Source organism: Micromonospora lupini, assembly GCF_026342015.1.
GTDB lineage: Bacteria > Actinomycetota > Actinomycetes > Mycobacteriales > Micromonosporaceae > Micromonospora > Micromonospora lupini_B.
Window position 1 is genome coordinate 3029006 of sequence record NZ_JAPENL010000001.1, and the last position, 23959, is coordinate 3052964.

Consider the following 23959-nt stretch of genomic DNA (forward strand, 5'->3'; position numbering starts at 1 on the left):
GGGTAGTTAGCTGCGGACAGAGGACGCAGGCGCGAATTGGTCGCGCCCGACGGGGCAACCCGCCGGCGCGACGGCGCGTCAGGTACGGAAGGAGCCGCCATGCGCGGAAAGATCATGTTTCTTGGCGGGCTGGCTGCGGGATTCGTCCTGGGCGCCCGTGCCGGCCGGGAGAAGTACGAAGAGCTCGTGGTTCGGGGCCGCAAGGTGCTCGACCACCCGACCGTCCAGGAGGCGGCCGGGGTCGCGCAGGCCCAAGCCAACAAGCTCTACAGCGAGGGCAAGGACAAGCTCGGCCAGACCAAGCTGGGCGAGAAGCTGGGCAACGGCAGCACCGGCAAGCAGGAGCTGACCGCCGCCGACGACGCGTTCGCCGGCACGCCCGCCACGGTGGGCGCCAAGGTGGGCTCCGGCTCGACGGGCAGCAGCACGGTCGGCACGACCTCCGGGTCGCCGTCGGCCACCACCCCCCGCACCAAGCCGTCCGGCTCGGGCACCAACGGCAGCACGCTCTGATCCACCGCACGTAGACCCATCGCACGTCAACGGGCCGGTCGCCGAGAGGCGACCGGCCCGCTGTCTGTCCGGGTGCCGGTCAGTCCTTGCTGCTGAACGCCGCGTCGAAGGCGGCGGTCGGGGCGTCGAAGGCGAGCCGGCGGACGAACTGCAGCGCCTCCGGGGCACCGACCAGGCGATCCATCCCGGCGTCCTCCCACTCGACGGAGATCGGGCCGGTGTAGCCGATCGCGTTCAACGCCCGGAAGCAGTCCTCCCAGGGCACGTCGCCGTGCCCGGTGGAGACGAAGTCCCAGCCGCGGCGCAGGTCGGCCCAGGGCAGGTGCGAGGCGAGCCGGCCGCGTCGACCGTCGCCGGTACGCACCTTCGCGTCCTTGCAGTCCACGTGGTAGATCCGGTCGGCGAAGTCGAAGATGAAGTTCACCGGGTCCAGCTCCTGCCAGACGAAGTGGGACGGGTCCCAGTTCAGCCCGAACGCGGGCCGGTTGCCGATCGCCTCAAGCGTCCGCTTCGTCGTCCAGTAGTCGTACGCGATCTCGCTTGGGTGCACCTCGTGCGCGAATCGCACCCCGACCTCGTCGAACACGTCGAGGATGGGGTTCCACCGGTCGGCGAAGTCCTGGTAGCCGCGCTCGATCATCGACGGCGGCACCGGCGGGAACATCGCCAGGGTGTGCCAGATCGACGACCCGGTGAATCCGACGACGGTCTTCACGCCCAGCTTCGCCGCCGCCCGCGCGGTGTCCTTGATCTCCTCGGCGGCCCGCTGGCGGACCCCCTCGGGCTCCCCGTCGCCCCAGATCCGGGCGGGCAGGATGTCCTGGTGCCGTTCGTCGATCGGATGGTCACAGACCGCCTGCCCGACGAGGTGGTTGGAGATCGTGAAGACCTCGAGGTTGTGCTTCGCGAGCGTCTCCCGCTTGCGGTCGACGTACGAGTCGTCGGCGAGCGCCTTGTCGACCTCGAAGTGGTCGCCCCAGCAGGCGATCTCCAGACCGTCGTAGCCCCACTCGGAGGCGAGCCGGCAGACCTCCTCGAACGGAAGGTCGGCCCACTGGCCGGTGAAGAGCGTGATGGGTCGCGCCATTGTCCTTCTCCCCTGATGTGATGGGGATTCCGTTGTGCGGACCGGGGCGAGGGTGACCGGTCAGACCGGTACGCGGGACCGGGGCGGAACACCGGTGGGTGCCGAGCGCACCTGAGCCCGGCGGGTTGCGCCTCCCACCGGGTCACCGGCCACCGTCACGGTCGCCGCCCCCACCCTATTTCCGTCGGGCCCCATCGCGAAAGCCCCGGATCGTCACTCGGCCGCCTCTTCGGGCGCGGGCAGGACCGCGCGGACGGTGAACCCGCCGCCCGGATTCGGGCCGGCGAAGAAGGTGCCGCCGACCCGCTCGGCGCGTCCGCGCACCCCGGCCAGCCCTCGCCTGACGCCCCGGGGCTCCCCCGCCGGCGTCGCGGCGTCGGCGCCCTCGTCGCGTACCTCGATGGTGACGCCCTCGGCGTCGTAGCGCAGCCGGACCGCGACCGCAGCGCCGGGGGCGTGCCGGCGCGCGTCGGCCAGCGACTCCTCGATGATCCGGTACGCCGCCACGTCCACCGCCCCGGGCAGCGGCCGGGGTGCCCCGCCGAGGCTCCAGCGCACGGGCTGGCCCGCCGCGAAGCCCTCCACCAAGGCGTCGATACGGTTCAGGCTGGGGGCCGGCCCGGTCAACGGATCGGGCTCCTCGATCCGGTGCAACGCCGCGCGCAGGCGGTGCTGCTGCGTCCGCACCATCCGGCGCCATCGCGCGAAACGCCCCATGCTGGTCAAGGTACGGCAGCCGCCTGAGAGTGGACCGCCCGCGTCCACGCAACGCGCCCAACGACTCCGACCCCTCCGGCCGCTCCGGCTCCCTCGGTGCCGGCCGCTCCCGCCACTCCGGCGGCCCCTCGGCCCCAGCTCCGGCGGTGCGGCCGCTCCCGCCACTCCGGCGGCCCCCTCGGCCCCGGCTCCGCCGGTGCGGCCGCTCCCGCCACTCCGGCGGCCCCCTCGGCCCCGGCCGCTCCGGGCATGGATGGTCGAGAGGCATATACCTGTGAGTCATAACTATGACTCACAGGTATATGCCTCGTCGGTGACATTGGCCTCGGCGAGGACGCGCCCGGTGAGGCGGAGCGCGTCCGCCGACGCTGCGGGTGACGGCAGGAGCGGGTGACGGTAGCAGCGGGTGACGCCCGCAGCGAGTGACGCCCGCAGCGAGTGGATCGCAGGGACCGCCGGCCGTGACCGGCGGCCCCTGCGCGCTCAGTGCGCCCGGTGGGCTCGGCGCGTTCGGCGGATCAGGGCAGGGTCCACTTCTGGTTGGCCGCGCCGGTGCAGGTCCAGAGGTGGACGATGGTGCTGTCCGCCGAGTTGTTGCCGGAGACGTCCAGGCACTTGCCCGAGGACGCGTTGCGCAGGCTGCCGTCGGACTGGGCGGCCCAGTTCTGCGCGCCGGTGCCGTTGCAGGTCCAGAGCTGGATCTTGGTGCCGTCGGCGGTGCCGCTGCCGGACACGTCGAGGCACTTGCCGAGCGCCTTGATCGTCGAGTTCGGGGTCACGGTCCAGGTCTGCGCCGTACTGCCGTTGCAGGTGTAGATCTGGATCTGGGTGCCGTCGGCCGTGGCGCCGCTGCGCACGTCCAGGCACTTGCCGGCGAGGCCCTTGACCGGGCCCACCCCGGTGCTTCCGCCGGTCCCCTTGACCAGGGTGAAGTCGTCCAGGTCGAAGAGCCCCGTGCCGCTACCGGTGAAGGTCAGATAGAGGTTCTGGGTGCCGGACGGGACGTTGGAGAGCGCCGTGGTGACGTTGGCGTACGTGGTCCAACTGCCGGTGTTCGGCACCGCGACCGAGCCGAGCACCGGGCCGGTGGCCGAGCCGGTGCGCACCTGGATGGTGCCGCCCGCTCCACCGGAGACGACGCGGGCCGTGAGCGAGGTGACGCCGGTCAGGTCCACGCCGTTGTACGCGGCCCAGTCACCCGGTTCGATGTAGCCGAGGGTCTGCCCACCGTTGGCGCCCGCCTTGGTGAACGCGGAGACGCCGTTGGCCGAGCTGAACGCCTCGGCCTGGATCGTGCCGGTGGCCGGCGGCGTGGTGCCCAGCTCCTTGATCCGGATGTTGCGGAACGAGGCGTCGTCGCCGGTGCCGTGGTTCTGGATGCCGATGTGGCCGGCCAGCGACCGTACCGGATTGGTGTTGGTGAAGTCGTTGATCTTCACCCCGTTGAGGAAGATCTGCAGCCGCTCGCCCTCGACAAGCAGCTCGTAGGTGTTCCACTCCCCGGGCGCGTTGAGCGCCGCGTCGCGGGCCGCGGTGTCCGCCGACTGGAAGGTGTAGACCGCGCCGGTGGTGCGGTCGACCGCGTCGGTGGCGTCGATCTGGATCTCGTAACCGTTGTCCACCGCCGACCAGGGGTCACTCGACGGCGGGAAGCCGATGAAGATGCCGGAGTTGTCGTCCCCGGCCAGCTTCCAGTCCAGCTTCAGCGAGTAGTTGGTGAACTGCTTGGCGTTGTACCAGAACAACCCCATGCCGCCCACCGAGGTGAGGGTGGCGTCGGAGTTGGTGAAGCTACCCGGACCGGCCTGCGACCAGCCGGTCGTGGAGCCGTTGTAGAGCGGGGTGTAGCCGGTCTCGGGCCGGCAGTCGGCCTTGCTCCGACCGGCCGCGTACCGGATGCCGCCGAGGAGGTGGTTGCGGAAGTTCGGCTCGGCGTACGACGCCTGGGTGTGCCCGGCGCCGGTGTAGAAGGACCGGCCACCGCTGTAGCCCTTGCACCAGCTCAGCGGGTGGTCGGCGCCCATGCCGCCACCGGAGTACGACGACTCGTCGAGGGTGGCCAGCACGTGCGCGGTCGACCGGGCGTTGGTGCGGTAGTTGTACCACTCGTCGGTGCGGGTCCAGGTCTGCGGCAGATGGCCGGTGGCCGCGTGCCCCCGGTCCTCCACCTTCATGTTGGCCTGCTGGATGGCCGGGTGCGAGGCGAACCACGCGCCGACCAGGTTGCCGTAGAACGGCCAGTCGTACTCGGTGTCCGCGGCCGCGTGCACACCCACGTACCCGCGGCCGGAGCCGATGTACGACTCGAAGGCGGTCTGCTGGGTGGCGTCGAGCACGTCGCCTGTGGTGTTGAGGAAGACGACCGCCTCGTACTGGGCGAGGTTGCTCGTGGTGAACGCGGCGGCGTCCTCGGTGGCGGTCACGGTGAAGTTGTTCGCCGCACCGAGGTCACGGATGGTCTGGATGCCGACCGGGATCGCGTCGTGCCGGAAGCCGGCGGTCTTGGAGAAGACCAGCACGTCGTAGGGGGCGTCGGCGGCGCTGGCCGGGCTGGCCGGGGTGGTGCAGGCGATGACGGCGAGGGCGGCCAGGCCCGCACCGAGGACGGGTCGCAGGAGTCTGCGCATATCGCTCTCCTAACTGTGGTTAGGAAGGGCCCCTCGCCCCAACCGTAGGCGGTGACAAGGGGCCCCACCACTCAGCTCAGGGCAGGATCCACTTTTGGTTGGCGGCGGCGGTGCAGGTCCACAGGTGGACCACCGTGCTGTCGGCGGAGCTGCTGCCGGAGACGTCGAGGCACTTGCTGGACCCGGCGTTGCGTAGCGTGCCGTCGGCCTGCGCGGCCCAGTTCTGCGCCGCGGTCCCGTTGCAGGTGTAGAGCTGGATCTTGGTGCCGTCGGCGGTGCCGGCGCCGGAGACGTCCAGGCACTTACCCAACGACTTGATCGTGGAGTTCGCGGTGACCGCCCAGGTCTGCGCCGCACTGCCGTTGCAGGTGTAGATCTGGATCTGCGTGCCGTCGGCGGTGGCGGCGTTGCGGACGTCCAGGCACTTGCCACCCAGACCCTTGATCGGGCCGGTCCCGCCGGTGGGGGCCGAGCCGGTGGTGAAGGTGAACGCGTCCAGGTCGTAGAGCGCGCCGGTGCCCGTACCCGCGAACGTCAGGTAGAGCGTGGTGGTGGCGGTCGGCGGGTTGCTGATCGCCCCCGTGACAGTGGTGAAGGTTTCCCAGCCACCGGTCACCGGGACGGTCGCCGAGCCGAGCACCGTGCCGGTGGCCGAGCCGGCCCGCACCTGGATGGTGCCGCCCGCGCCCGCCGAGGAGACCCGGGCGGTGAACGAGGTGACGTTGCCCAGCCGGTACGGCTGGAACGCGATCCAGTCGCCGTTGTTGATGTCGCCGACGGTCTTGCCGCCCTCGGCCGGGGTCTTGCTGAACACGTTGATCCCGGACGAGCTGCCGAAGAACTCGGCCTGGCGGTGGCGCGGCGGCAGCGTGTGCTGGGTGTGCGTGGTCAGCCCACCGGCGTCGGTGTACTCGGCGTCGAAGATGGCGAAGATGTTCGCCGCGTCGTCGTGCTCACCGTCGACCGGAATGGTGATCGAGCCCGAGCAGCCGGTCTTCGAGGTGATCTGGTGCCCGTGCTGGTCGTGCCCGAGCACGTAGGTCATCTTGACCTTCGTGCAGTCGATCGTGCCGTCCTCCGGGTCGGTCACCGTGATGCTGTACGGAACTGTGTCACCGAAGCTGAACAACTGCCCGTTTCCGGGGTTGTTGATGGTCACCGTGGGCGCGGTGTTGCCGACGTTTACCTGCACGCTCGCGCTGCCGGTGGCGCCCTGCGGGTCACGCACGGTAAGCGTGGCGGTGTAGGTGCCGTTGGTGCTGTACGTCTTCGTCGGGTTCGCCGTCGTGGAGGTGGTGCCGTCACCGAAGTTCCACGAGTAGGTCAACGCGCCGCCCTCGGGGTCGGACGAGCCGGCCGAGGAGAACACCACTGTCAGCGGGGCCGCGCCGGAGGTCTTGTTGGCGCTCGCCGCGGCGCTTGGCGCCCGGTTGCCACCGGCGACGTAGTCGAAGCGGTAGAGCGCCGAGTTGGCGTCACCGTTGAAGTAGCCGGTGCCGTAGTCGAGCACGTAGTACGAGCCGTCGGGACCGAACGCCGAGTCCATCACCTGCTTGCCGACCCACGGGAAGGTGTCGATGGTGCCCCGGGAGCCGTCCGAGTTGACGTGGATGGGCTTGATCCAGCCCCGGCCGAACTCGGTGGCGAAGAACTGGCCGTCGAACGACTGCGGGAACTTCGTGGTGGAGGTCGACGAGGCGTTGTAGCGGTAGACCGGGCCGCCCATCGGCGATTCGGAGCCGCCGCCGAACTCGGTCGGGGTGCCGGCGTCGCCCGCGTACCGGATCCAGGCCGGCTGGGCGGGCGGCAGGGTGGTCAGGCCGGTGTTGCGGAACGAGTTGTTCGTCGGCCCGCCGGCGCAGTTGTACTTGGAACCGCTGGCGTCGGTGGCGAAGTCCCACTCGTTGTACGTCTCGGTGGTGGTGTTGGTGCCTGTGCAGTACGGCCAGCCGAAGTTGCCAGGCGCGGCGACCCGGTTGAACTCGACCTGGCCGGAGGGCCCACGGGTGGAGCTGGTGCTGCCGGCGTCCGGCCCGTAGTCACCGACGTAGACGACTCCGGTGGCCTTGTCCACGCTGATCCGGAACGGGTTGCGGAACCCCATCGCGTAGATCTCCGGCCGCGTCCTGGCCGTGCCGGGCGCGAACAGGTTGCCCGACGGGATGGAGTACGTCCCGTTGGTGTTCACCTTGATCCGCAGGATCTTGCCCCGCAGGTCGTTGGTGTTGCCGGCGCTGCGCTGCGCGTCGTACGCCGGGTTGCGGTTGGTCCGCTCGTCGAGCGGCGAGTAGCCGGCGGACTCGAAGGGGTTGGTGTCGTCGCCTGTGGACAGGTAGAGGTTGCCGGCGGCGTCGAAGTCGATGTCCCCACCGACGTGGCAGCAGATGCCGCGGCTCGCCGGGACGTCGAGTACGTCGACCTTGCTCGACTGGTTGAGCGTGAAGTCGGAGTTCAGGGTGAACCGGGAGAGGCGGTTCACCCCGTCAAAGGCCGAGAAGTCGGTGCCGGTCGCGGGCGCGTCGCCGCCGGGGGTGGACAGCGGCGGCGCGTAGTAGAGGAAGATCTGCCGGTTGCTGGCGAAGTTCGGGTCGACGCCGACGCCCTGCAACCCTTCTTCGTCGTGGTTGTAGACCGACAGGGTGCCGATCACCGAGGTGGTGCCGTTCGCGTCGGTGCGCCGCAGGGTGCCGTTGCGAGCGGTGTGCAGGACCGAGCGGTCCGGCAGCACTGCCAGCGACATCGGCTCACCCATGTCGGTCACGCCGCGGGCGAGTTCGACCTGCTGGAAGTCGCTGGCGTTGATCGTGTGCGCCTGGGCCGGCGTCGAGCTGGCGGCCAGTGTGACGGTGCCGGCCGCGGCCACGAGGAGCAGGGCCGATCCGGCGGAGAGCCATCGTCGGGATCGACGAGGGGGTGCGTCCTTGTTGGACATCTGTGCTGTCCCTTCCTGACGGTTGAAGCCAGGCCGGGCGCGCGCCGTCGCGCCGGATGCCGTAGCGGTGGTGGGGTCGATGGGTTACCGCGCCGCCGGTTCACCTCGACGAAACAATGTCGTGTTGGCCCCGACACTAAGTCGCGGCTGTCGATGTGTCCATACCTTCCGGCGATCCAGCGTCAACTTTCGTCGATTTGATGGAAAGTTGCCGGGTCAGGCGCGGCGATCGATGGCCTGTGCCGCCAACGCGACCAGAGCGGAGCGCGCCTCCTCGGCCACCACCGCGCTACGCAAGGCGGTAAGCGCCGCCTCGGTGCGGACCCGGATCATCTGCTCGATCCGGTCCCGGGCGCCGGTAGCCTCGATGATCTCGCGCAGGTCCGCCGCGCCCTCGGCGTCAAGCGTGGGGTTGCCGAACAGCTCCTTCAGCCGTACGGTCTGCGGCCTGTCGGCGGAGCTGCGGGCCAGCGCCATCATCACCGTCGGCTTGCCCTCGCGCAGGTCGTCCAGGACGGACTTGCCGGTGACCGCGGGATCACCGAAGACGCCCAACACGTCGTCGCGGAGCTGGAACGCGTCACCCAACGGATCGCCGAACTCGCCGAGGGCCGCGAGCAGCTCCGGCCCCGCCCCGGCCAGCGCCGCGCCGATCTGCAACGGTCGGGTGACCGTGTAGCGGGCTGCCTTCATCCTTATCACTGTGAGCGCGCTGGCCACCGAGCCGTCGCCCACCCCGGAGACCAGGTCGAGGTACTCCCCCGCGATCACCTCGGTACGCATCAGCGCGAACACGGCGTAGCCCCGGTGCACCTGCTCGGTGTCCAGCCCGCACTCGTGGAACATCTGATCCGACCAGGCCGCGCAGAGATCCCCGCAGAGCAGGGCTGTGTTGCGCCCGTACGCCTCGGGGTCGCCACGCCACGACGAGCGGGCGTGCAGGTCGGCGAAGAGGCGGTGCACCGACGGTTCGCCCCGCCGACGGTCGCTGCCGTCCAGGATGTCGTCGTGGATCAGCGCGAACGCGTGGAACAGCTCCAGCGCCGCCGCGGCCACCACGATCGGGGTGCCGTCGGCCGCCCCGGCGCCGCGCCAGCCCCAGTAGCAAAAGAGCGGTCGGAGCCGCTTCCCGCCGGCAAGCACGAACCGTTGCAGCGCGGTGAACACCCCGCGCGGCGCGCCGTCGGGCCAGTCCGGGCCCTGCCTGTCGAGGAACGCGGCAAGCTCCGCGTCGAAGCGTGCCCGCAGTCCACTCGTGTCGGTCGGGGTCACCGTTACCGTCACGACCCCTCCCCCGGCCGCTCCGCTGTCCCGTCACCGGCGCTCAGCCCGGCGAGTTCCAGCAGCAGCGCCTTGACCTCGGTGGCCGCGATCTTGTCCCGGGCGGCGGACGGGTCGGAGCACAGCAGCACCGGGGCGTCCGCCGGGTCGCTGGGCAGCCGTCCGTGTGAGCCGCGCACCGCCTGGGCGCCGGCGTCCAGGCCGACGGCGCTCATCAGGTAGCGCATGCCGAGCTTCTTGCGGGCCAGGGCCACCCCGGCGCGGGCCTTCGCGGCACCGGGGTTGGCCGGGTCGAAGAACAGCTCGGCGGGGTCGTACCCCGGCTTGCGGTGGATCTCGACCAGCCGGGCGAAGTCCGGCTTGCGGGCATCGTCGAGCCAGTAGTAGTAGGTGAACCAGGAGTCCGGCTCGGCCACCAGCACCAGCTCGCCGGCGCGCGGGTGGTCCAACCCGTGCGCGGCCTTGCCGTCGGCGTCGAGCACCTCGGCCACCCCGGGCAGCCCGGCGCAGAGCTTCGCCACCGCCGGCACGTCGGCCGGATCCTTGACGTAGACGTGCGCGACCTGGTGGTCGGCGACCGCGAACGCCTTCGACGTCCACGGGTCGAGGTACTCCATGCCGGCCTGGGTGTGCACCCGCAGCAGCCCTTCGGCGCGCAGCAGCCGGTTGACGTCCACCGGCCGGGACACGTCGGTGATGCCGTACTCGGAGAGCACCACGACTGTGGCGTCGCGGGCTCGTGCGGCGTCCAGCAGCGGGCCGAGCACGGCGTCCAGCTCCGCCGCCGCGGCGGCGGCCTGGGCCGACGAGGGACCGAAGCGTTGCAGGTCGTAGTCCAGGTGCGGGACGTAGACCAGGGTCAGATCGGGTGAAACGTCGGCCAGGATCTGCTCGGCCGCCTGGCAGATCCACCGCGACGACGGCAGCCCGGCGGTCGGCCCCCAGTAGGTGAACAGCGGGAACGTGCCCAGCCGGCCGGTGAGCGCGTCGTGCAGCTCCGGCGGGTCGGTGTAGCAGTCCGGTTCCTTGCGGCCGTCGGCGTAGTACACCGGTCGCGGCGTGACGGTCCAGTTGACGTCCGCGCCCATGGCGTACCACCAGCAGACGTTCGCCACGGTGTAGCCCGGCTCGGCCCGACGGGCCGCCTGCCAGAGCTTGTCCCCGCCGACAAGCGCGTTGTGCTGCCGCCACAGCAACACCTCGCCCAGCTCCCGGAAGTACCACCCGTTGCCGACGATCCCGTGCCCGCTGGGCTGCTCGCCGGTGAGGAAGGTGGACTGCACCGAGCAGGTCACCGCGGGCAGCACGGTGCCCAGCTCGGCCCGGAAGCCGCCGTCGGCGACGCCGCGCAGCCGGGGCATGTGCGCCAGCAGGCGGGGGGTCAGCCCCACCACGTCGAGTACCACAAGTCGTCGGCTCATCGCGTCACTCCCGCGCTCACGGTGCGTTCCGGGGTCAGCCCGAGGCCGACCAGTTCGTCACGGGCGAAGGCCAGCTCGGCGGCGATGCCGGCGGCCAGCTCCGCGTCGGTGCCCGGCCGCCGCGCGGCCGGTAGAACCCCCCAGGTGTACGTCTCGACGTCGAGGTGGTCGCACCCGGCGGTCGGGCCGCTGTAGAGCGCTCTCAACGCGTCGCGCAGGACGGGCAGGGTCGAGCCGAGCGGTTCCTCCGGCGGGGCGTGCAGCGGCACGTGGTAGTGCACCCGCCACGGTCCGGGCAGCGCCCGGTCCAGCGCCTCGTCCAGGTCGTCGGCCGCGTACGCCGGGTCGGCCGGGTCGGCCAGCCCGGCGCAGCCGGCGCCCCGGGTCTGGTGCAGGAAGCGCGGCTCCACCCAGCGGCGCAACGCCTCGGCCCCGCCGGCCGGGTCGGTCGCCTCGACGGCGGCCGAGACCTGCACCTTCACCACGGGCAGCCCGGCCGCCCGCAGCCGTTCCAGCGCCTCGGCCGGATCCTCCCAGGCGCACGCCAGGTGGGCCAGGTCGACGCAGACACCCAACCGGTCGGTGTCCATCCCGGACAGCAGCGCGGCGGCCTGCCCGGTGCTCTCCACCACGCAGCCGGGCTCCGGCTCGAAGGCGACACGCACCTCACGGCCGGTGTCGCGCTGCACGGCGGCCAGGCCGGCGGCGAGCTGGTCCAGCCGGCGTCGGGCCGCGTCGGCCCGCTCGGTGTCCCAGGGCTGCCGCCAGGCCAGCGGCAGGGTGGAGATCGAGCCCCGGGCCGCGTCGTCGGGCAGCAGGTCGGCGAGCACCCGAGCCAGATCCAGCGTGTACGTCAGCCGCTGCTCGGTGGTCCAGTCCGGGTGGTACACGTCCTGCTTGACCACCGGTGCCTGGAAGGCCGCGTAGGGGAAGCCGTTGAGGGTGACCACCTCCAGCCCGCGCGCGTCCAGCTCGGCGCGCAGCCGCAGACGCAGCGCGGGGTCGGCGGCCAGTTCGGCGGCGACCGGGGCGGCCAGCCACAGGCCGAGGCCGAGCAGGTCGCTGCCGAGCGCCGCGCGGACCGGCACGGCGTAGGTGTCCAGTTGCCCGAGGATGCCGGCGAGGTCCTCGGCGGGGTGCACGTTCGTGCAGTAGCCGAGGTGGACTGTGTCGCCGCCGGCATGTCGCAGCCGCATCAGCTGCCGCCGCGAAGGATCGAGTTGCCGGTCTGCGGGTCCACCTTGGCGGCCACGTCCAGGTCGCTCAGGTCGAGCCGACCGGACTGGCCGTAGAACTCCACCGGGTTGCGCCACAGCACCTTGTCGACGTCGTCGTCACTGAACCCGGCCAGCAGCATCGCCTCCCCGGTGGCACGGGTGAGCAGCGGGTCGGAGCGTCCCCAGTCCGCGGCCGAGTTGACAAGCATCCGTTCCGTGCCGTACTCGCGCAGCAGGTCGACCATCCGCTGCGGCGTCATCTTCGTGTCCGGATAGATGGAGAAGCCCAACCAGCAGCCGCTGTCACGGACCAGCTTGACCGTCACCTCGTTGAGGTGGTCGACCACCACCCGGCCCGCGTCGATGCCCGACTCGGCGACCACGGCGAGGGTGCGCTCGCAGCCGCGCGCCTTGTCCCGGTGCGGGGTGTGCACAAGCGCCGGCAGGTCGTACGCCACGGCGAGGGCGAGCTGCGCGGCGAACGCCTCGTCCTCCTCCGGGGTCATCGAGTCGTACCCGATCTCACCGACCGCCACGACCGCGTCCTTGTCCAGGTAGCGGGGCAGCAGGTCGAGCACCGGGCGGCAGCGGGGGTCGTTGGCCTCCTTGGGGTTCAGCGCGATCGTCGCGAAGTGCCGCACCCCGAACTGCCCGGCCCGGAACGGCTCCCAGCCGATCAGCGAGTCGAAGTAGTCGATGAACGAGGCGGCGCTGGTGCGCGGCTGGCCCAGCCAGAACGCCGGCTCCACAAGCGCGCGCACCCCGGCGGCGGCCATCCGTTCGTAGTCGTCGGTGGTGCGTGAGGTCATGTGGATGTGGGGGTCGAAGATGCGCATTCACGCCTCCCGGGGCAGTGCGGCGGTGAGCCGGTCGAGCAGGTCGGTGGCGTCGGCGGGCAACTCCCGGCCGGCGGCGTGCCGCTCGGCGGCCAGCGCGGCCAGCATCGCGGCCAGCTCCCCGTCGGCGCGGGTCTCCAGGTCGGCGACGACTGCCAACGGCACGCCGCTGAACACGCACTTGAGCACCGCCTGCCGCCAGGCGGCCGGGTCGAGGTGCCGGGCGTACGGGCCGAGGGCGGCGGCGACCAGCCGGGTGTCGTTGGTCCGGATCGCGTCGTGCAGCAGCGGCACCCCGGCTTCGCCGATCGGCAGCAGCGGGAGGGCCCGCAGCACCGCCCGCCGCTCGGCCGCGTCACCGTGCTGGTAGAGGCTCTCGACGTAGGTGGCGTGCTCCCCCGGCAGGTTGGTGAGCAGCAGCACCCGGGCCGCGTCGTCGGCGGTCCAGCCGGGGGCGTCGGGCAACGCGGCCCGACCGCAACGCCTGCCGACAGCGGGAAAGAGCCTGGTGATCGCGGTGGGCTCGGCCGCGACCTGGCGCAGCGCCGCGTCCAGCCAATCGGGTTCGGGTACGCCCCGCAGAGCGGCCCGTAGTGAATCCGGTGTCATCCCGTCTCCTCCCCTTGTGCTGCTCTGCTGCAGTGCCGCTGTGCTGCTCCGCTGCTGTGCCGCTGTGCAGGTGCCCTGAGCGCGTCCTCTGCTCTGCTTCACTCCACGCGACGGTTGGTGCCCGTCTCTGTTGCGTCCGTTGAGGCAGAGCAAAGGACGTCGGCAGGTACCTCGTCATCGGTGCGGCCCGCCGACGCGGTCGCGGCGGCGGCGCGCAGGAAATCGATGGACCGGGCGGCGACCGCCGGTGCGGCGTGCGAGTCCCGGGGCAACTCGACGGCGACCAGCCCGCGGTAGCCGGCCTCGGCCAGGGCCGCCAGCACCGGCGGGAAGTCGATCTCGCCGGTGCCGAACTCCAGGTGCTCGTGCACGCCCCGGCGCATGTCGTCGATCTGCACGTTGACCAGGTGGTCGGCGACCTCGGCGACGCACTGCGGCACCGGCCACGGCTCCAGGCACCGGCAGTGGCCGATGTCGAGGGTGATGCCGAAGCGGGCCGGAGCGCCGAGCGCCGCGTGCAGTCGACGCCAGTCGGTGATGCTCTCGACAAGCATCCCCGGCTCCGGTTCGAAGCCGAGGGTGACGCCCGCGCTGTCGGCGGCGTCGAGCACGCTGGCGCAGCCGGCGACCAGCCGGTCCCAGGCGCACTGCGGTGACACCGTCGCGGGTCGCACACCGGCCCAGAACGAGACCGCGTCCGCGCCCAGGTCAGCGCCGATCCGCACCGCCCGGCGCAGGAACTCGATCCGCCGGGTGGGGTCGTCGTGCAGCAGGGTCGGCGCGTGCTTGTGCCACGCGTCGAGCAGGTAGCGGGCCCCGGTCTCGATCACCAACCCCAGACCCAGGGCGTCCAGCCGCCGACCGACCGCGGCGATCCGGCGGGTGAGCCCGGGTGCGAACGGGTCCAGGTGGTCGTGGTCCAGGGTGAGCGCCACACCGTCGTAGCCGAGGTCCGCGATGACGGCGAGCGCGTCGTCGAGCCGGTGGTTGGCGAAGCCGTTCGTGCCGTACCCGAAGCGCAGTGTCGTCGCGTCGGCGCTCGGCGACAGGGCCTGCCCGTCGGCAGCCCGCGCGTCGGCAGCCTGCGCGGCTCGGGACTGCGCGCCTCCGGACTGCCCAGCTCCGGACTGCCCAGCTCCGGACTGCCCGCCTCGGGGCTGCGCTGGTCGGGGCCGGGGCACGGTCATGTCGGGGAGACCTTTCGGGCCAGCCGGCGACCCAGCGGCGCCGCCGCCGCGACGGCCAGCCCGAGCAGGCCGGCCCCGCCGCGCGCGGTGAGCGCTCCCTGCAGGGCGGGCAGGCCGGTGATCCCGGCGCCGACCGCCGCGCGGACCTTCCCGGCCGAGGGATCCCACACGACCTGGGCCTGGGCCGCGCCGTAGCGGGCGGCGTACCACCCGGCCAGCAGCGCGGGCAGCGCGGCGGCGACCCCGGCCGACCGGGACCGGCCCGCACCCACGCCGACCCGCTGATCGGCCCCGCCAGCTTCGGCGGCGGAAACGTCAGCGCCGCGACCGCCCGGGACGTCAGCGCCGCGACCGCCCGGGACGTCAGCGCCGCGACCGCCCGGAGCGTCAGCGCGACGCGCGCCGGGGACGGCGACGGCGGCGCTGGCGGCTACCAGGGCGGTGCCGACGAGTGTGCGCATCGGCAGGGCCGCGTCCGCACCGGTGACCTCGCGACGGGACAGCGTGGTGACCGTCCAGGTGTGGGCCGCGACTGTCGCTGCCGAGGGGAGCGCCCGCACCAGGTGGCCGCCGGATGCGCCCAGCAGCACGTCCAGCCCCCGGCAGGCCGCCATCACGGCGGGGCCGGCGGCGGTGTTCTTGGCCAGCAGGTCGTACCCCCAGATGCTGGCGGCCAGCGGCACCGCGAGCGCGGCCGCTCGGCGACCGCCCACGGCGGCGGCCAGGCCCACGCCGGCGGCGGTGAGGCCGGCCGCGAGGCCCAGCGCGGCGGCCGGGGTGACGCGACCGCTGGGGATCGGCCGCTCGGGGCGTTCGACGGCGTCCAGCCGCCGGTCGGCCCAGTCGTTGGCGGCCATGCCGGCCCAGTAGAGCAGCACCGACGCGCCGGCGAGGGCGGGGGTACGCGGGCTCAACGCGCCGGCCGCCGCCGCGCCGGCGACCACGTCACCGGGGACGGAGAGCGCGGCCGGCGCGCGGACCAGCTCGGCCACGTCAGCCAGCGTGGTCATGGCCACCGTCCAGGCCGGCGTGCAACCGCTTGGTGAAGTCGGTCAGTCGGGCCCACTGGTCGGCCAGCGAGTGGGTGGGTGTGCCGAGCGGGTCCTTGAAGAAGAAGCCCAGGTCGGCCAGCGGCCCCACGTGCCCGGCGGCGTGCGCGGCGGCGGTGAGCCGGGCCAGGTCGAGCACCAGTGGCGCGGCCAGCGCGGAGTCGCAGCCGTGCCAGGTGAACTCCATCCGCATGCCGGTGCCGAGGAAGCCGGCGAACGTGATCAGATCCCAGGCGGTCTTGAAGTCGCCAAGCTCCTCGACGTACTCGATGCGGGTGTTGCCCTGCGGGACGTAGCCCAGCGTCTCGCCGAGCACACGCTGCTTGCTCTGCACCTTGGCCGCGTTCGCGGCCGGGTCGGCGAGGGTGGCGCCGTCGCCGCCGCCGAGCAGGTTCATCCCGGACCAGGAGCGCACGGCGAGGTTGCGCATCGCGAACATCGGCGCGAGCACCGACTTGACCAGGGTCTCGCCGGTCTTGCCGTCGTGCCCGGCGTACGGCAGGCGCAGCTCTTCGGCAAGCGCGGCAAGCGCCGGCAGGCGCAGCCCGGTCGACGGGGTGAAGTCGACGTACGGGCAGTCGGCCAGCAGCGCCGCGTACGCGTACAGGGAGCTGGGCGGCAGCACCTCGTCGGAACCGGCGAGGGCGGCACGCAGCGCGGCCGGGTCGGCGTGCCCGGGGTGCGGTCGAGGTGCGGGTTCGGTGGCGGAGACGTTGACCACGACCACGCGGTCCAGCCGGTGGCGCGTACGGAAGGAGGTGAGGTCGTCCACGACTGTCGCCACCCGGTCGGCCTGGGTGCCGCCGAGCGGTGCCGGACGCAGCTCCTGCTCGACGGCGGCCAGCTCGTCGGGGAGCGCGGCGACCAGCCGACCGGGTATCACACCGGTGTCGGCGAGCGCCTCGGCGCGCTTGCTCAACGGGGTGGTGGCCACGTCGTGACCACCGAAGACCAGGTCCGCGAAGGACGGGAGGGCGGGGCCGCGCAGATCCGGCAGCTCGGTGACGCAGCCGGTCGGCCCGGCCAGACCGGCTCGCAGCGCGAGCCCTCCGACGATGCTGGTGGTCGCGACCGAACCGCGTGCTCCTACCAGCCAGACACCCGTTCGCATGGTGCTCCTTCCCGTCCAGGAGGAACCGTCGGAGTAGTTAAAAGTCGGCGAAGTTAAATATAGCAATATCAGAATATTTTTCGAAAAGCTACGGCCTTGCGGGATGGGGCCCCGCCCGCCCGACCCGTACCGGAACGACGCCGGATCCGGCGTCGGCGTCGGCGGCGACGACGACGGACCGGCTCCCGGTACGGGTGCGGGCAGACGGGGCTGGCAGGCAGGGTCGGTCGGCGTCTCGACCCTGCCTCCCCCGCATCCGCCGATCGGGGCGTTGGCGTGCCCCGACGGACGTCTCAGGTGGTGGCGGTCCTCCGGTGCGGCCGGGGAATCCCGGTCCGGTCGCACCGGACGACCGTCCTGCTCGTGCGCCACCGGGCCACGCGGCCCGGCTGCACACTCTCCGGAGCCGACCTCGTCCCGATCGCGGGGCGCAAACCGCGGTCGGTCCCTCGCCGGTCGGCTCCGGAAAGCCGGTCGGGCGACGGCGGCGCGAACACCGCCGTCGCGGATGGTCAGGAGGTCAGACGGCCACCGCGGTCAGCGCCGGCTCCACGTCGGTCCAGGAGGATCCGACGTCCGCCGAACGGGTCACCGCGTCCAGCACGAGCTGGACCTGCAACGCGTCGGCGAAGGAGGGCGCCGGGTCGGTGCCGGTGGCGATCGCCTCGATGAGATCGCGCATCTGGTGAGTGAAGGAGTGCTCGTAGCCGATGATGTGGCCGGGCGGCCACCACGCCGACATGTACGGATGGTCGCTCTCGGTCACCAGGATCCGGCTGAAGCCCTGTTCCAGGGTGGGCCGGGTGGCGTCGTAGAACTCCAGCTCGTTGAGGCGCTCCAGGTCGAAGACCACGCTGCCCAGCGAGCCGTTGATCTCGACTCGCAGGGCGTTCTTGCGGCCCGTGGCGAAACGGCTCGCCTCGTACGTCGCCAGGGCGCCGCCGTCGAGCCGGGCCACGAAGATCGCGGCGTCGTCGACGGTGACCGGCCCGGTGGGCGCCGAGCCGCCGTCCACGGTGGCCGCCAGACCGCTCGACTCGGCCGGCAGCGGCCGCTCCTTCACGAACGTCTCGGTGATCGCGCTGACGCCGGTGATCCGCTGGCCGACGACGAACTGCGTCAGGTCGATGATGTGCGCACCGATGTCACCGAGCGCGCCGGAGCCCGCCCTGTCCTTCTGCAAACGCCAGACCAGCGGGAACTGCGGATCCACGATCCAGTCCTGCAGGTAGACCGCCCGGACGTGCCGGATCACTCCGAGCCGTCCTTCGGCGACCATCTGGCGCATCATCGTGACCGCGGGGACCCTGCGGTAGTTGAACCCGCACATCGACCGCACCCCGGCGGCGCGGGCGGTGTCCGCCGCGGCGGTCATCGCCCGCGCCTCCGCCACCGTGTTGGCAAGCGGCTTCTCGCACAGGACGTGCTTGCCGGCGGCCAGTGCGGCGAGGGCGATCTCGGCGTGACTGTCGCCGGGTGTGCAGACGTCGACCACGTCGATGTCGTCCCGGTTGATCAGGTCACGCCAGTCCGTCGTGTACGCGTCCCAGCCGAGCCGATCGGCGGCCTCGGCCACCTTCGGTGTGTCGCGGCCGCAGATCAGCGCCATCCTGGCCCGTGCCGGCAGGTCGTACACGCGGTTCACGGTGCGCCACGCCTGTGAGTGCGCGGCGCCCATGAACGCGTAACCGACCATGCCGATCCGCAGTTCTCTGTCTGTCGTGGACAAGGTGGGTCTCCCCCCGTGTGTCAGAACCCGAGCTTGAGGTAGTTGCTCGCGTTCTCCTTCGTGATCGTCTCCGAGGCGAGCACGATCTCCTTGGGCACCTGGAGTTCCACCAGGTCGGACATGCCCTTGCCCTGGCCGATGAGGCGGGCGAGCGAGATGGCCGAGGAGGCCATCGACGGGCTGTAGGTGACGGTGGCCTTCAGCACGGTGTTGTCCGCCTGGATGTCCTCCATCGCCTTCTTCGAGCCGGCGCCGCCGACCATGAAGAACTCCTTGCGGCCGGACTGGTTGATCGCGGCCATCACGCCGACGCCCTGGTCGTCGTCGTGGTTCCAGATCGCGTCGATCTTCGGGAGCGCCTGGAACAGTCCGGTCGCGGCCTGCTGGCCGGAGTCGACGGTGAACTCCGCCGGCCGCCGGTTCGCGACCTTGAAGCCGCTCGCGGCGAGCGTGTCGTTGAAGCCCTTCGTCCGCTCCTGGGTCAGCTCCAGGGCGTCGATGCCCGGGATCTCACCGATGACCGGGTTGCTGACGCCCTTGGCCTTGAGCTGGGCGATGATGTACGTCGCCGCGGCGACGCCCATGCCGTAGTTGTCGCCCTTGATCTGCAGGCGGTACGCCCGGGCGTCGGGGAAGGCCCGGTCCAGGTTGATCACCGGGATGCCTGCGGTCATGGCCTCCAGGCCGAACGCGTTCAGCTCCTTGCCGTCGTGCGGCAGCACCACGATGACGTCGGGCTTCTGCGACACCAGGGTGGACAGCGCCGCCCGCTGGGCCGCCGGGTCCGCGCCCGCCGCGACGGGCTTGAGCTCCACGTCGGAGAACGCGCTGGCCTGCGCCTTGGCGTTGTTGGTGATGGCGGCGATCCAGCCGTGGTCGTCGGCGGGGGCGGAGAAGCCGATGACCACCTTCTTGCCGGGCTCGTTGTTGACGCCTGTCGCCGCGGCCTTGGTCTGCGCGGTGGTGGGCGACGCCTCGTTGCTCGTGCAACCGGCCAGCAGTACGCCGGCGCCGACCGCGACCCCGCCGAAGAGCATTCGGCGGCGCGACAGGTCGGGACTGTGCTGGGTCATGACGACCTCCTGTGTTCGCAGGTGGTGGGATGAGTGAAGGGTGCGTGGTATCCGGTCACCGTCGATGCTCGGGTGACCCTGTGCTGGTGCGGCAAGGTGGTGCGGTTGCGGGAGTGGATCAGCTGCTGGTGAGCCGGTTACGGCCCAGGAACTGGGTGATGCTGCGGAACTGCACCTGCTGGACCAGGACGGCCGCCACGATGATGCCGCCCTTGACCATGTTCTGGGCCTCGCTGGAGAGACCGTTGATGGCGAAGAGATTGGTGATCGTCGAGAAGATGATCACGCCGAGCAGGGAACCGATGATCGTGCCCCGCCCGCCGCTGAGCAGCGTGCCACCGATGATCGCGGCGGCGATCGCGTCCAGCTCGTAGAGGTTTGCCGTCGCCGCCTGGGCCGAGTTGGCCTGGGCGGTGAGCATGATGGCGGCGATGCCGCAGCAGAGGCCGGACAGCGCGTACAGCAGCAGGGTGTGCCGCCGGACGTTGATGCCGGCCAGCCGGGCCGCCTCCGGGTTGCCTCCGACGGCGACCGTGCGCCGGCCGAAGGTGGTGCGGTTGAGCAGCACCCAACCTGCCGCGACCACGGCGGCGAGGATGTAGACCAGCAGCGGGATGCCGAGCAGCTTCTCGCTGGCGATGTTGTTGATGAAGGTGTTGTTGGAGAGCTGGGTCTGCTTGTTGGAGATCTCCGCCGCCAGACCGCGGGCGGCCACGAGCATCGCCAGGGTGGCGATGAAGGGCACCAGCCGGCCGTAGGAGATGAGGATTCCGTTGACCACGCCTACCGACACCCCGACGACCAGAGCGGTGAAGATCATGCCGCCGGCGCCGTAGCTCTGGGTGGCGACAGTGGTGGCCCAGACCGCGGAGAGCGCGAGGATCGCGCCGACCGAGAGGTCGATGCCGCCACCGATGATGACGAACGTCATCCCGACGGTGACCACGCCGACCACCGAGGCCAGCTTGAGGATGGTGAGGGTGTTGCCCCACACCCAGTCCGGGTTGGAGTAGAGGTCCCACCGGGTCATCGCCCCGATGATGACCAGGACCACAAGCACCCCGATGAGGCCGAGGTTACGGCGGGCTCCTTCGCCGCTGTCACCTCGCCACCACGAGAGCCGGTTACTGGTCTTCGCCGCCTCGCTGGCCGCCGCCGTCTCGGCGGGATCCACAGGCGGCGACTGCGCCGGCAGCTGCGGGCGCTCCGGGGTCGCCGTGGGGGTGGGAGTCGCGTCGCTCATGCCGGTGCGCCTTCCATCAGGGACCCCGCCATCACGAGGTCGAGCACAGTGTTCTCGTCGAGTTCGCCGGCCGGGGCCTCGCGGACCACCCGGCCCTCCCGCATGACCAGCACCCGGTCGGCCAGTCCGAGCACCTCGGGCACCTCGCTGGAGACCAGCAGGACCCCGACGCCCTGGACGGCCAGGTCCCGGATCACCTGGTACAGCTCGGCTCGGGCGCCGATGTCCACGCCTCGGGTCGGCTCGTCCAGGATCAGCAGTTTGGTGTCACCGAGGAGCCACCGCCCCACGACCACCTTCTGCTGGTTGCCGCCGGAGAGGGTGCGCACCGGGCGGCGGACGTCGCGCGGGCGCAGTTCGAGATCGGCGGCGATCCGGTTCGCCTCGGCCTGCTCGGCCGCCACGTTCGTGAAGCCGAACCGGGCGTACCTGCTGAAGGTGGAGAGGGTGACGTTGCGGTAGATCGGCTCACCGAGCAGCAGCGCCTGGCTCTTGCGCTCCTCCGGCGCCATGCCCATGCCCGCCCGGACCGCCGCGCCGACACCCGCGCGCAACGCCCGGCCGGCCATCCGGATGGTGCCCGCGTCGGCTCGGCGGGCGCCGTAGATGGTCTCCAGCAGCTCGGAGCGGCCGGACCCGACCAACCCGGCGATGCCGACGATCTCACCGGCCCGGACATCGAGCGACACGTCGGCGAACTCGCCCGCCCGGGTCAACCCCTCGACCTGGAGCAGCTCCGCGCCGGCCGGACCGGCCGCCGGGCGCTCCGGGAAGACGTACTCGATGCTGCGGCCGGTCATCCGGCTGACCAGGTCGCGGGTCGGGGTGTCGCGCGCCGGCAGGTTCGCCGCCGTGGTCCGGCCGTCCTTGAGTACGGTGACACGGTCGCCGATCTCGCGGATCTCCTCCAGGCGGTGGGAGATGTAGATGACGGCGATGCCCTGGGCGGTCAGCTCCCGGATGATCCGGAACAGGTTGCCCACCTCGTCGTGCGCCAGCACCGCGCTCGGCTCGTCCATGATGATCAGTCGCGCCTCGTGCGACAGCGCCCGGGCCATGCTCACGATCTGCTTGCCGGCCGCCGGCAGCGCGCGGACCATCCGCCTGGGGTGGATCTCGCCGTGGCCGAGCCGACCGAGGATCTGGCGAGTTCGTCGGACCATTTGCCCGCGGCGGATGAAGCCCAGCCGGCGCGGCTCGTGGCCGAGGAACGCGTTCTCCCCCACCGACAGGTCGTTGACGAGGTCCAACTCCTGGTAGATGGTGGCGATGCCGGCGCGCATGGCGGCCTGCGGGTTGGCGAAGGTGGTCGGCTCGCCCCGCCACTCGACCTGGCCGGAATCCGGCTGGTGCACCCCCGCCAGCACCTTGATAAGCGTGGACTTGCCGGCGCCGTTCTGCCCGAGCAGGCAGTGCACCTCGCCGGCGCGCACCTCCAACTGCACCCCGTCCAGGGCGCGTACGCCGGGGAAGGTCTTGACCACGTCGGTGAGGCGCAGGACCACCTCGCCCGCGACGGTGTCCGCGGGGGCCTCGACCAGCGACGCCCCGGCGACGGCGGCGTTCTCCTCGGGCTGGGCCACGGTCTCCTCCTCGCTCACGATGGGTTTGGCGCCTGACGACCGCAGGTTCATGAGGCCTCGCCGAAGGCGACGTCGCTGGCGAGCACGGCCGCGCCGGCGACGCCGGCCCGACCACCTAGCTCGGACAGCACGACGGGCAGGTTGCCGGTGGCCAGGGGCAGCGACCGGCGGTAGACCACGCTGCGGATCTCGGCGAGCAGGATGTGCCCGAGCTGGGCCAGCCCACCGCCGATCACGATCATCGACGGGTTGGTGAAGCTCACCAGACCGGCGAGGACTCCGCCGACCCGCCGTCCGCCGTCACGGATCAGCTGGATACAGGTCACGTCGCCCTCGACCGCCCCCTCGGCGACGTCCAGAGCGGTCACCACGCCGCGCAGGCCCATCCGCTCGGCCAGCGCCGGCGACGCTCCGCTGCGGGCGGCGACTGTGGCGTCCTTGGCGAGCGCGGCGCCACTGAACAACGCCTCCAGACATCCGACGTTTCCGCAGGAGCACATAGGCCCGTGCGCGTCCACCTGGATGTGGCCGATGTCCCCGGCGCAGCCGTCGGTACCGCGGTAGACGTCGCCGGTCAGGTAGATGCCGCAGCCGATGCCGGTGCCGATCTTCACGAAGAGGAAGTCGTCCACCGAGTGGGCTACCCCGCCGTGCCGCTCGCCGATCGCCATGATGTTGACGTCGTTGTCGACCACCGCCGGGCAGCCGTGCTCCCGACTGAGCAGCTCACGCACCGGGAACCGGTCCCAGCCGGGCATGATCGGAGGCGAGACTGGGACGCCGTCGCGGAAGCTGACCGGGCCGGGCACACCGATGCCCACCGCGTCCAACCGCTCGTACGCGCCGTCGACCCGGGCCTTGTGCAGCAACTCGTTGACCCGCTGCAGGGTCACCTTCGGTCCATTGCGGATGTCGGCCGGCTCGGCGTAGTGGGCCACCGGTTCGAGACGACCGTTGACCACCTCGACGTCCATCGAGCTGGCGCCCAGGTCGACGGCAGCGAAGCGCAGCTTCGGGTTCAGCTCGACAAGTGTGGAGCGACGACCACCCCGCGAGGCGGCGAGCCCGGCCTCGGCGACGTAACCCAGGGCGACCAGGCGATCCAGCTCGGCCAGCAGGCGCGGGCGGGGCATCTGGAGGCGGTCGCCCAGCTCGGCCCGGGACACGGCCCCCTCGTCGCGGAGCAACCGCAACAATCGGACGTGCAGGGGCTCGACGGTCCGCACCGGGAATTCACCTCTTCATCGAACTCGTTCACATCGACGCAACGCCGAGGTGTTGTGTCCGACACAGTAGGAGCGTTCCGCACCGCGTGTCCAGAGCTTCAACCGTTCCGGTGGCAACTTTTGTCCGTAAGAGCAAAAGCTAATAGTGGATCAAGAAAAGGGCCTGCGGAAACGAACCGGGGGCGGGAGCGCCTTCGCGCTCCCGCCCCCGGCGGTGATGGACGATCGGACCTACATCCGCCGCAGGTCCGCCGTCGCGTCCAGGGCACGGATCTGTACGGCGTTGCCGCTTTCGTACACCTCCACCGGCTCGGTGGTGAACTGACCGTGCTCCCCGGCGCTCAACCGCACCCGGGGATCCACCACGATCTGCTTCGGTGCGACGTGCATGGCGTACACCCCGTCGATCTGGCCGTCGGCGATGCTGGTGCCGACCATGACGGCCGTCCGACCGCGGGCGTCCTTGGTGATCGCCACCAGGCCGCGGTCCGTGGGAATGGTCATGACTACCTCCTTCT

The 23959-nt window shown here is 71.5% G+C and carries 19 protein-coding genes; 1 reads left to right on the forward strand and 18 read right to left on the reverse strand.

Annotation, left to right across the window (positions count from 1 at the left end):
* Nucleotides 1-99: 99 nt before the first annotated feature.
* Nucleotides 100-513 carry a hypothetical protein gene (locus OOJ91_RS14040; protein WP_266245033.1) on the forward strand — a complete coding sequence of 138 codons (414 nt, stop codon included), beginning with the start codon at nt 100-102 and terminating at the stop codon, nt 511-513.
* A 79-nt stretch (nt 514-592) separates the two neighbouring features.
* On the opposite strand, the gene OOJ91_RS14045 is transcribed toward OOJ91_RS14040, so the two are convergent.
* The 18 genes from OOJ91_RS14045 to OOJ91_RS14130 form a co-directional block, all read right to left on the reverse strand.
* On the reverse strand, nt 593-1600 hold the full coding sequence (locus tag OOJ91_RS14045) for a sugar phosphate isomerase/epimerase family protein (protein WP_007463784.1): 1008 nt from the start codon (nt 1598-1600) through the stop codon (nt 593-595).
* Nucleotides 1601-1813: 213 nt separating this feature from the next.
* On the reverse strand, nt 1814-2317 hold the full coding sequence (locus tag OOJ91_RS14050; protein WP_266245034.1) for a sensor histidine kinase: 504 nt from the start codon (nt 2315-2317) through the stop codon (nt 1814-1816).
* Nucleotides 2318-2835: 518 nt separating this feature from the next.
* On the reverse strand, nt 2836-4944 hold the full coding sequence (locus tag OOJ91_RS14055) for a ThuA domain-containing protein (RefSeq protein WP_266245035.1): 2109 nt from the start codon (nt 4942-4944) through the stop codon (nt 2836-2838).
* Nucleotides 4945-5020: 76 nt separating this feature from the next.
* Complete coding sequence (locus tag OOJ91_RS14060) at nt 5021-7876, reverse strand: PQQ-dependent sugar dehydrogenase (protein WP_266245036.1); 2856 nt, start codon at nt 7874-7876, stop codon at nt 5021-5023.
* A gap of 216 nt (nt 7877-8092) precedes the next feature.
* Complete coding sequence (locus OOJ91_RS14065; protein ID WP_266245037.1) at nt 8093-9160, reverse strand: polyprenyl synthetase family protein; 1068 nt, start codon at nt 9158-9160, stop codon at nt 8093-8095.
* Entirely contained in the window at nt 9157-10578 is a 1422-nt protein-coding gene (locus OOJ91_RS14070) for an alkaline phosphatase family protein (protein ID WP_266245038.1), read from the reverse strand. Before OOJ91_RS14070 ends, OOJ91_RS14065 begins: the two co-directional genes overlap by 4 nt.
* Nucleotides 10575-11774 (reverse strand): metabolite traffic protein EboE, encoded by a 1200-nt coding sequence (gene eboE, locus OOJ91_RS14075; protein WP_266245039.1) that lies wholly within the window; start codon nt 11772-11774, stop codon nt 10575-10577. The genes OOJ91_RS14070 and eboE overlap by 4 nt, the downstream gene beginning before the upstream one ends.
* A complete protein-coding gene (locus tag OOJ91_RS14080) occupies nt 11774-12631 on the reverse strand; it encodes a TatD family hydrolase (protein ID WP_266245040.1) in 858 nt (285 codons plus the stop codon). The genes eboE and OOJ91_RS14080 overlap by 1 nt, the downstream gene beginning before the upstream one ends.
* The gene (locus tag OOJ91_RS14085) at nt 12632-13240 is read right to left on the reverse strand and encodes an EboA domain-containing protein (RefSeq protein WP_266245041.1); all 609 of its coding nucleotides are present in this window, start codon (nt 13238-13240) and stop codon (nt 12632-12634) included. It lies immediately after the preceding gene.
* Nucleotides 13241-13338: 98 nt separating this feature from the next.
* The gene (locus OOJ91_RS14090) at nt 13339-14262 is read right to left on the reverse strand and encodes a sugar phosphate isomerase/epimerase family protein (RefSeq protein ID WP_323178478.1); all 924 of its coding nucleotides are present in this window, start codon (nt 14260-14262) and stop codon (nt 13339-13341) included.
* A 161-nt stretch (nt 14263-14423) separates the two neighbouring features.
* The gene (locus OOJ91_RS14095) at nt 14424-15437 is read right to left on the reverse strand and encodes an SCO3242 family prenyltransferase (RefSeq protein WP_266245043.1); all 1014 of its coding nucleotides are present in this window, start codon (nt 15435-15437) and stop codon (nt 14424-14426) included.
* Nucleotides 15421-16587 (reverse strand): inositol-3-phosphate synthase, encoded by a 1167-nt coding sequence (locus OOJ91_RS14100; RefSeq protein ID WP_266245044.1) that lies wholly within the window; start codon nt 16585-16587, stop codon nt 15421-15423. The genes OOJ91_RS14095 and OOJ91_RS14100 overlap by 17 nt, the downstream gene beginning before the upstream one ends.
* A 520-nt stretch (nt 16588-17107) precedes the next feature.
* Nucleotides 17108-18283, reverse strand: a complete 1176-nt coding sequence (locus OOJ91_RS14105; RefSeq protein WP_439117064.1) for a Gfo/Idh/MocA family protein — start codon at nt 18281-18283, stop codon at nt 17108-17110.
* A 53-nt stretch (nt 18284-18336) separates the two neighbouring features.
* Entirely contained in the window at nt 18337-19389 is a 1053-nt protein-coding gene (locus tag OOJ91_RS14110; protein ID WP_266245046.1) for a substrate-binding domain-containing protein, read from the reverse strand.
* Between the two features lie 118 nt (nt 19390-19507).
* Nucleotides 19508-20632, reverse strand: a complete 1125-nt coding sequence (locus tag OOJ91_RS14115; RefSeq protein WP_266245048.1) for an ABC transporter permease — start codon at nt 20630-20632, stop codon at nt 19508-19510.
* On the reverse strand, nt 20629-22266 hold the full coding sequence (locus OOJ91_RS14120; RefSeq protein ID WP_266245050.1) for a sugar ABC transporter ATP-binding protein: 1638 nt from the start codon (nt 22264-22266) through the stop codon (nt 20629-20631). The genes OOJ91_RS14115 and OOJ91_RS14120 overlap by 4 nt, the downstream gene beginning before the upstream one ends.
* Nucleotides 22263-23441, reverse strand: coding sequence for an ROK family protein (locus OOJ91_RS14125; protein WP_266245052.1), 1179 nt, complete (start codon nt 23439-23441; stop codon nt 22263-22265). Before OOJ91_RS14125 ends, OOJ91_RS14120 begins: the two co-directional genes overlap by 4 nt.
* Nucleotides 23442-23672: 231 nt before the next feature.
* Complete coding sequence (locus OOJ91_RS14130) at nt 23673-23945, reverse strand: hypothetical protein (protein WP_007463824.1); 273 nt, start codon at nt 23943-23945, stop codon at nt 23673-23675.
* Nucleotides 23946-23959 lie beyond the last annotated feature (14 nt).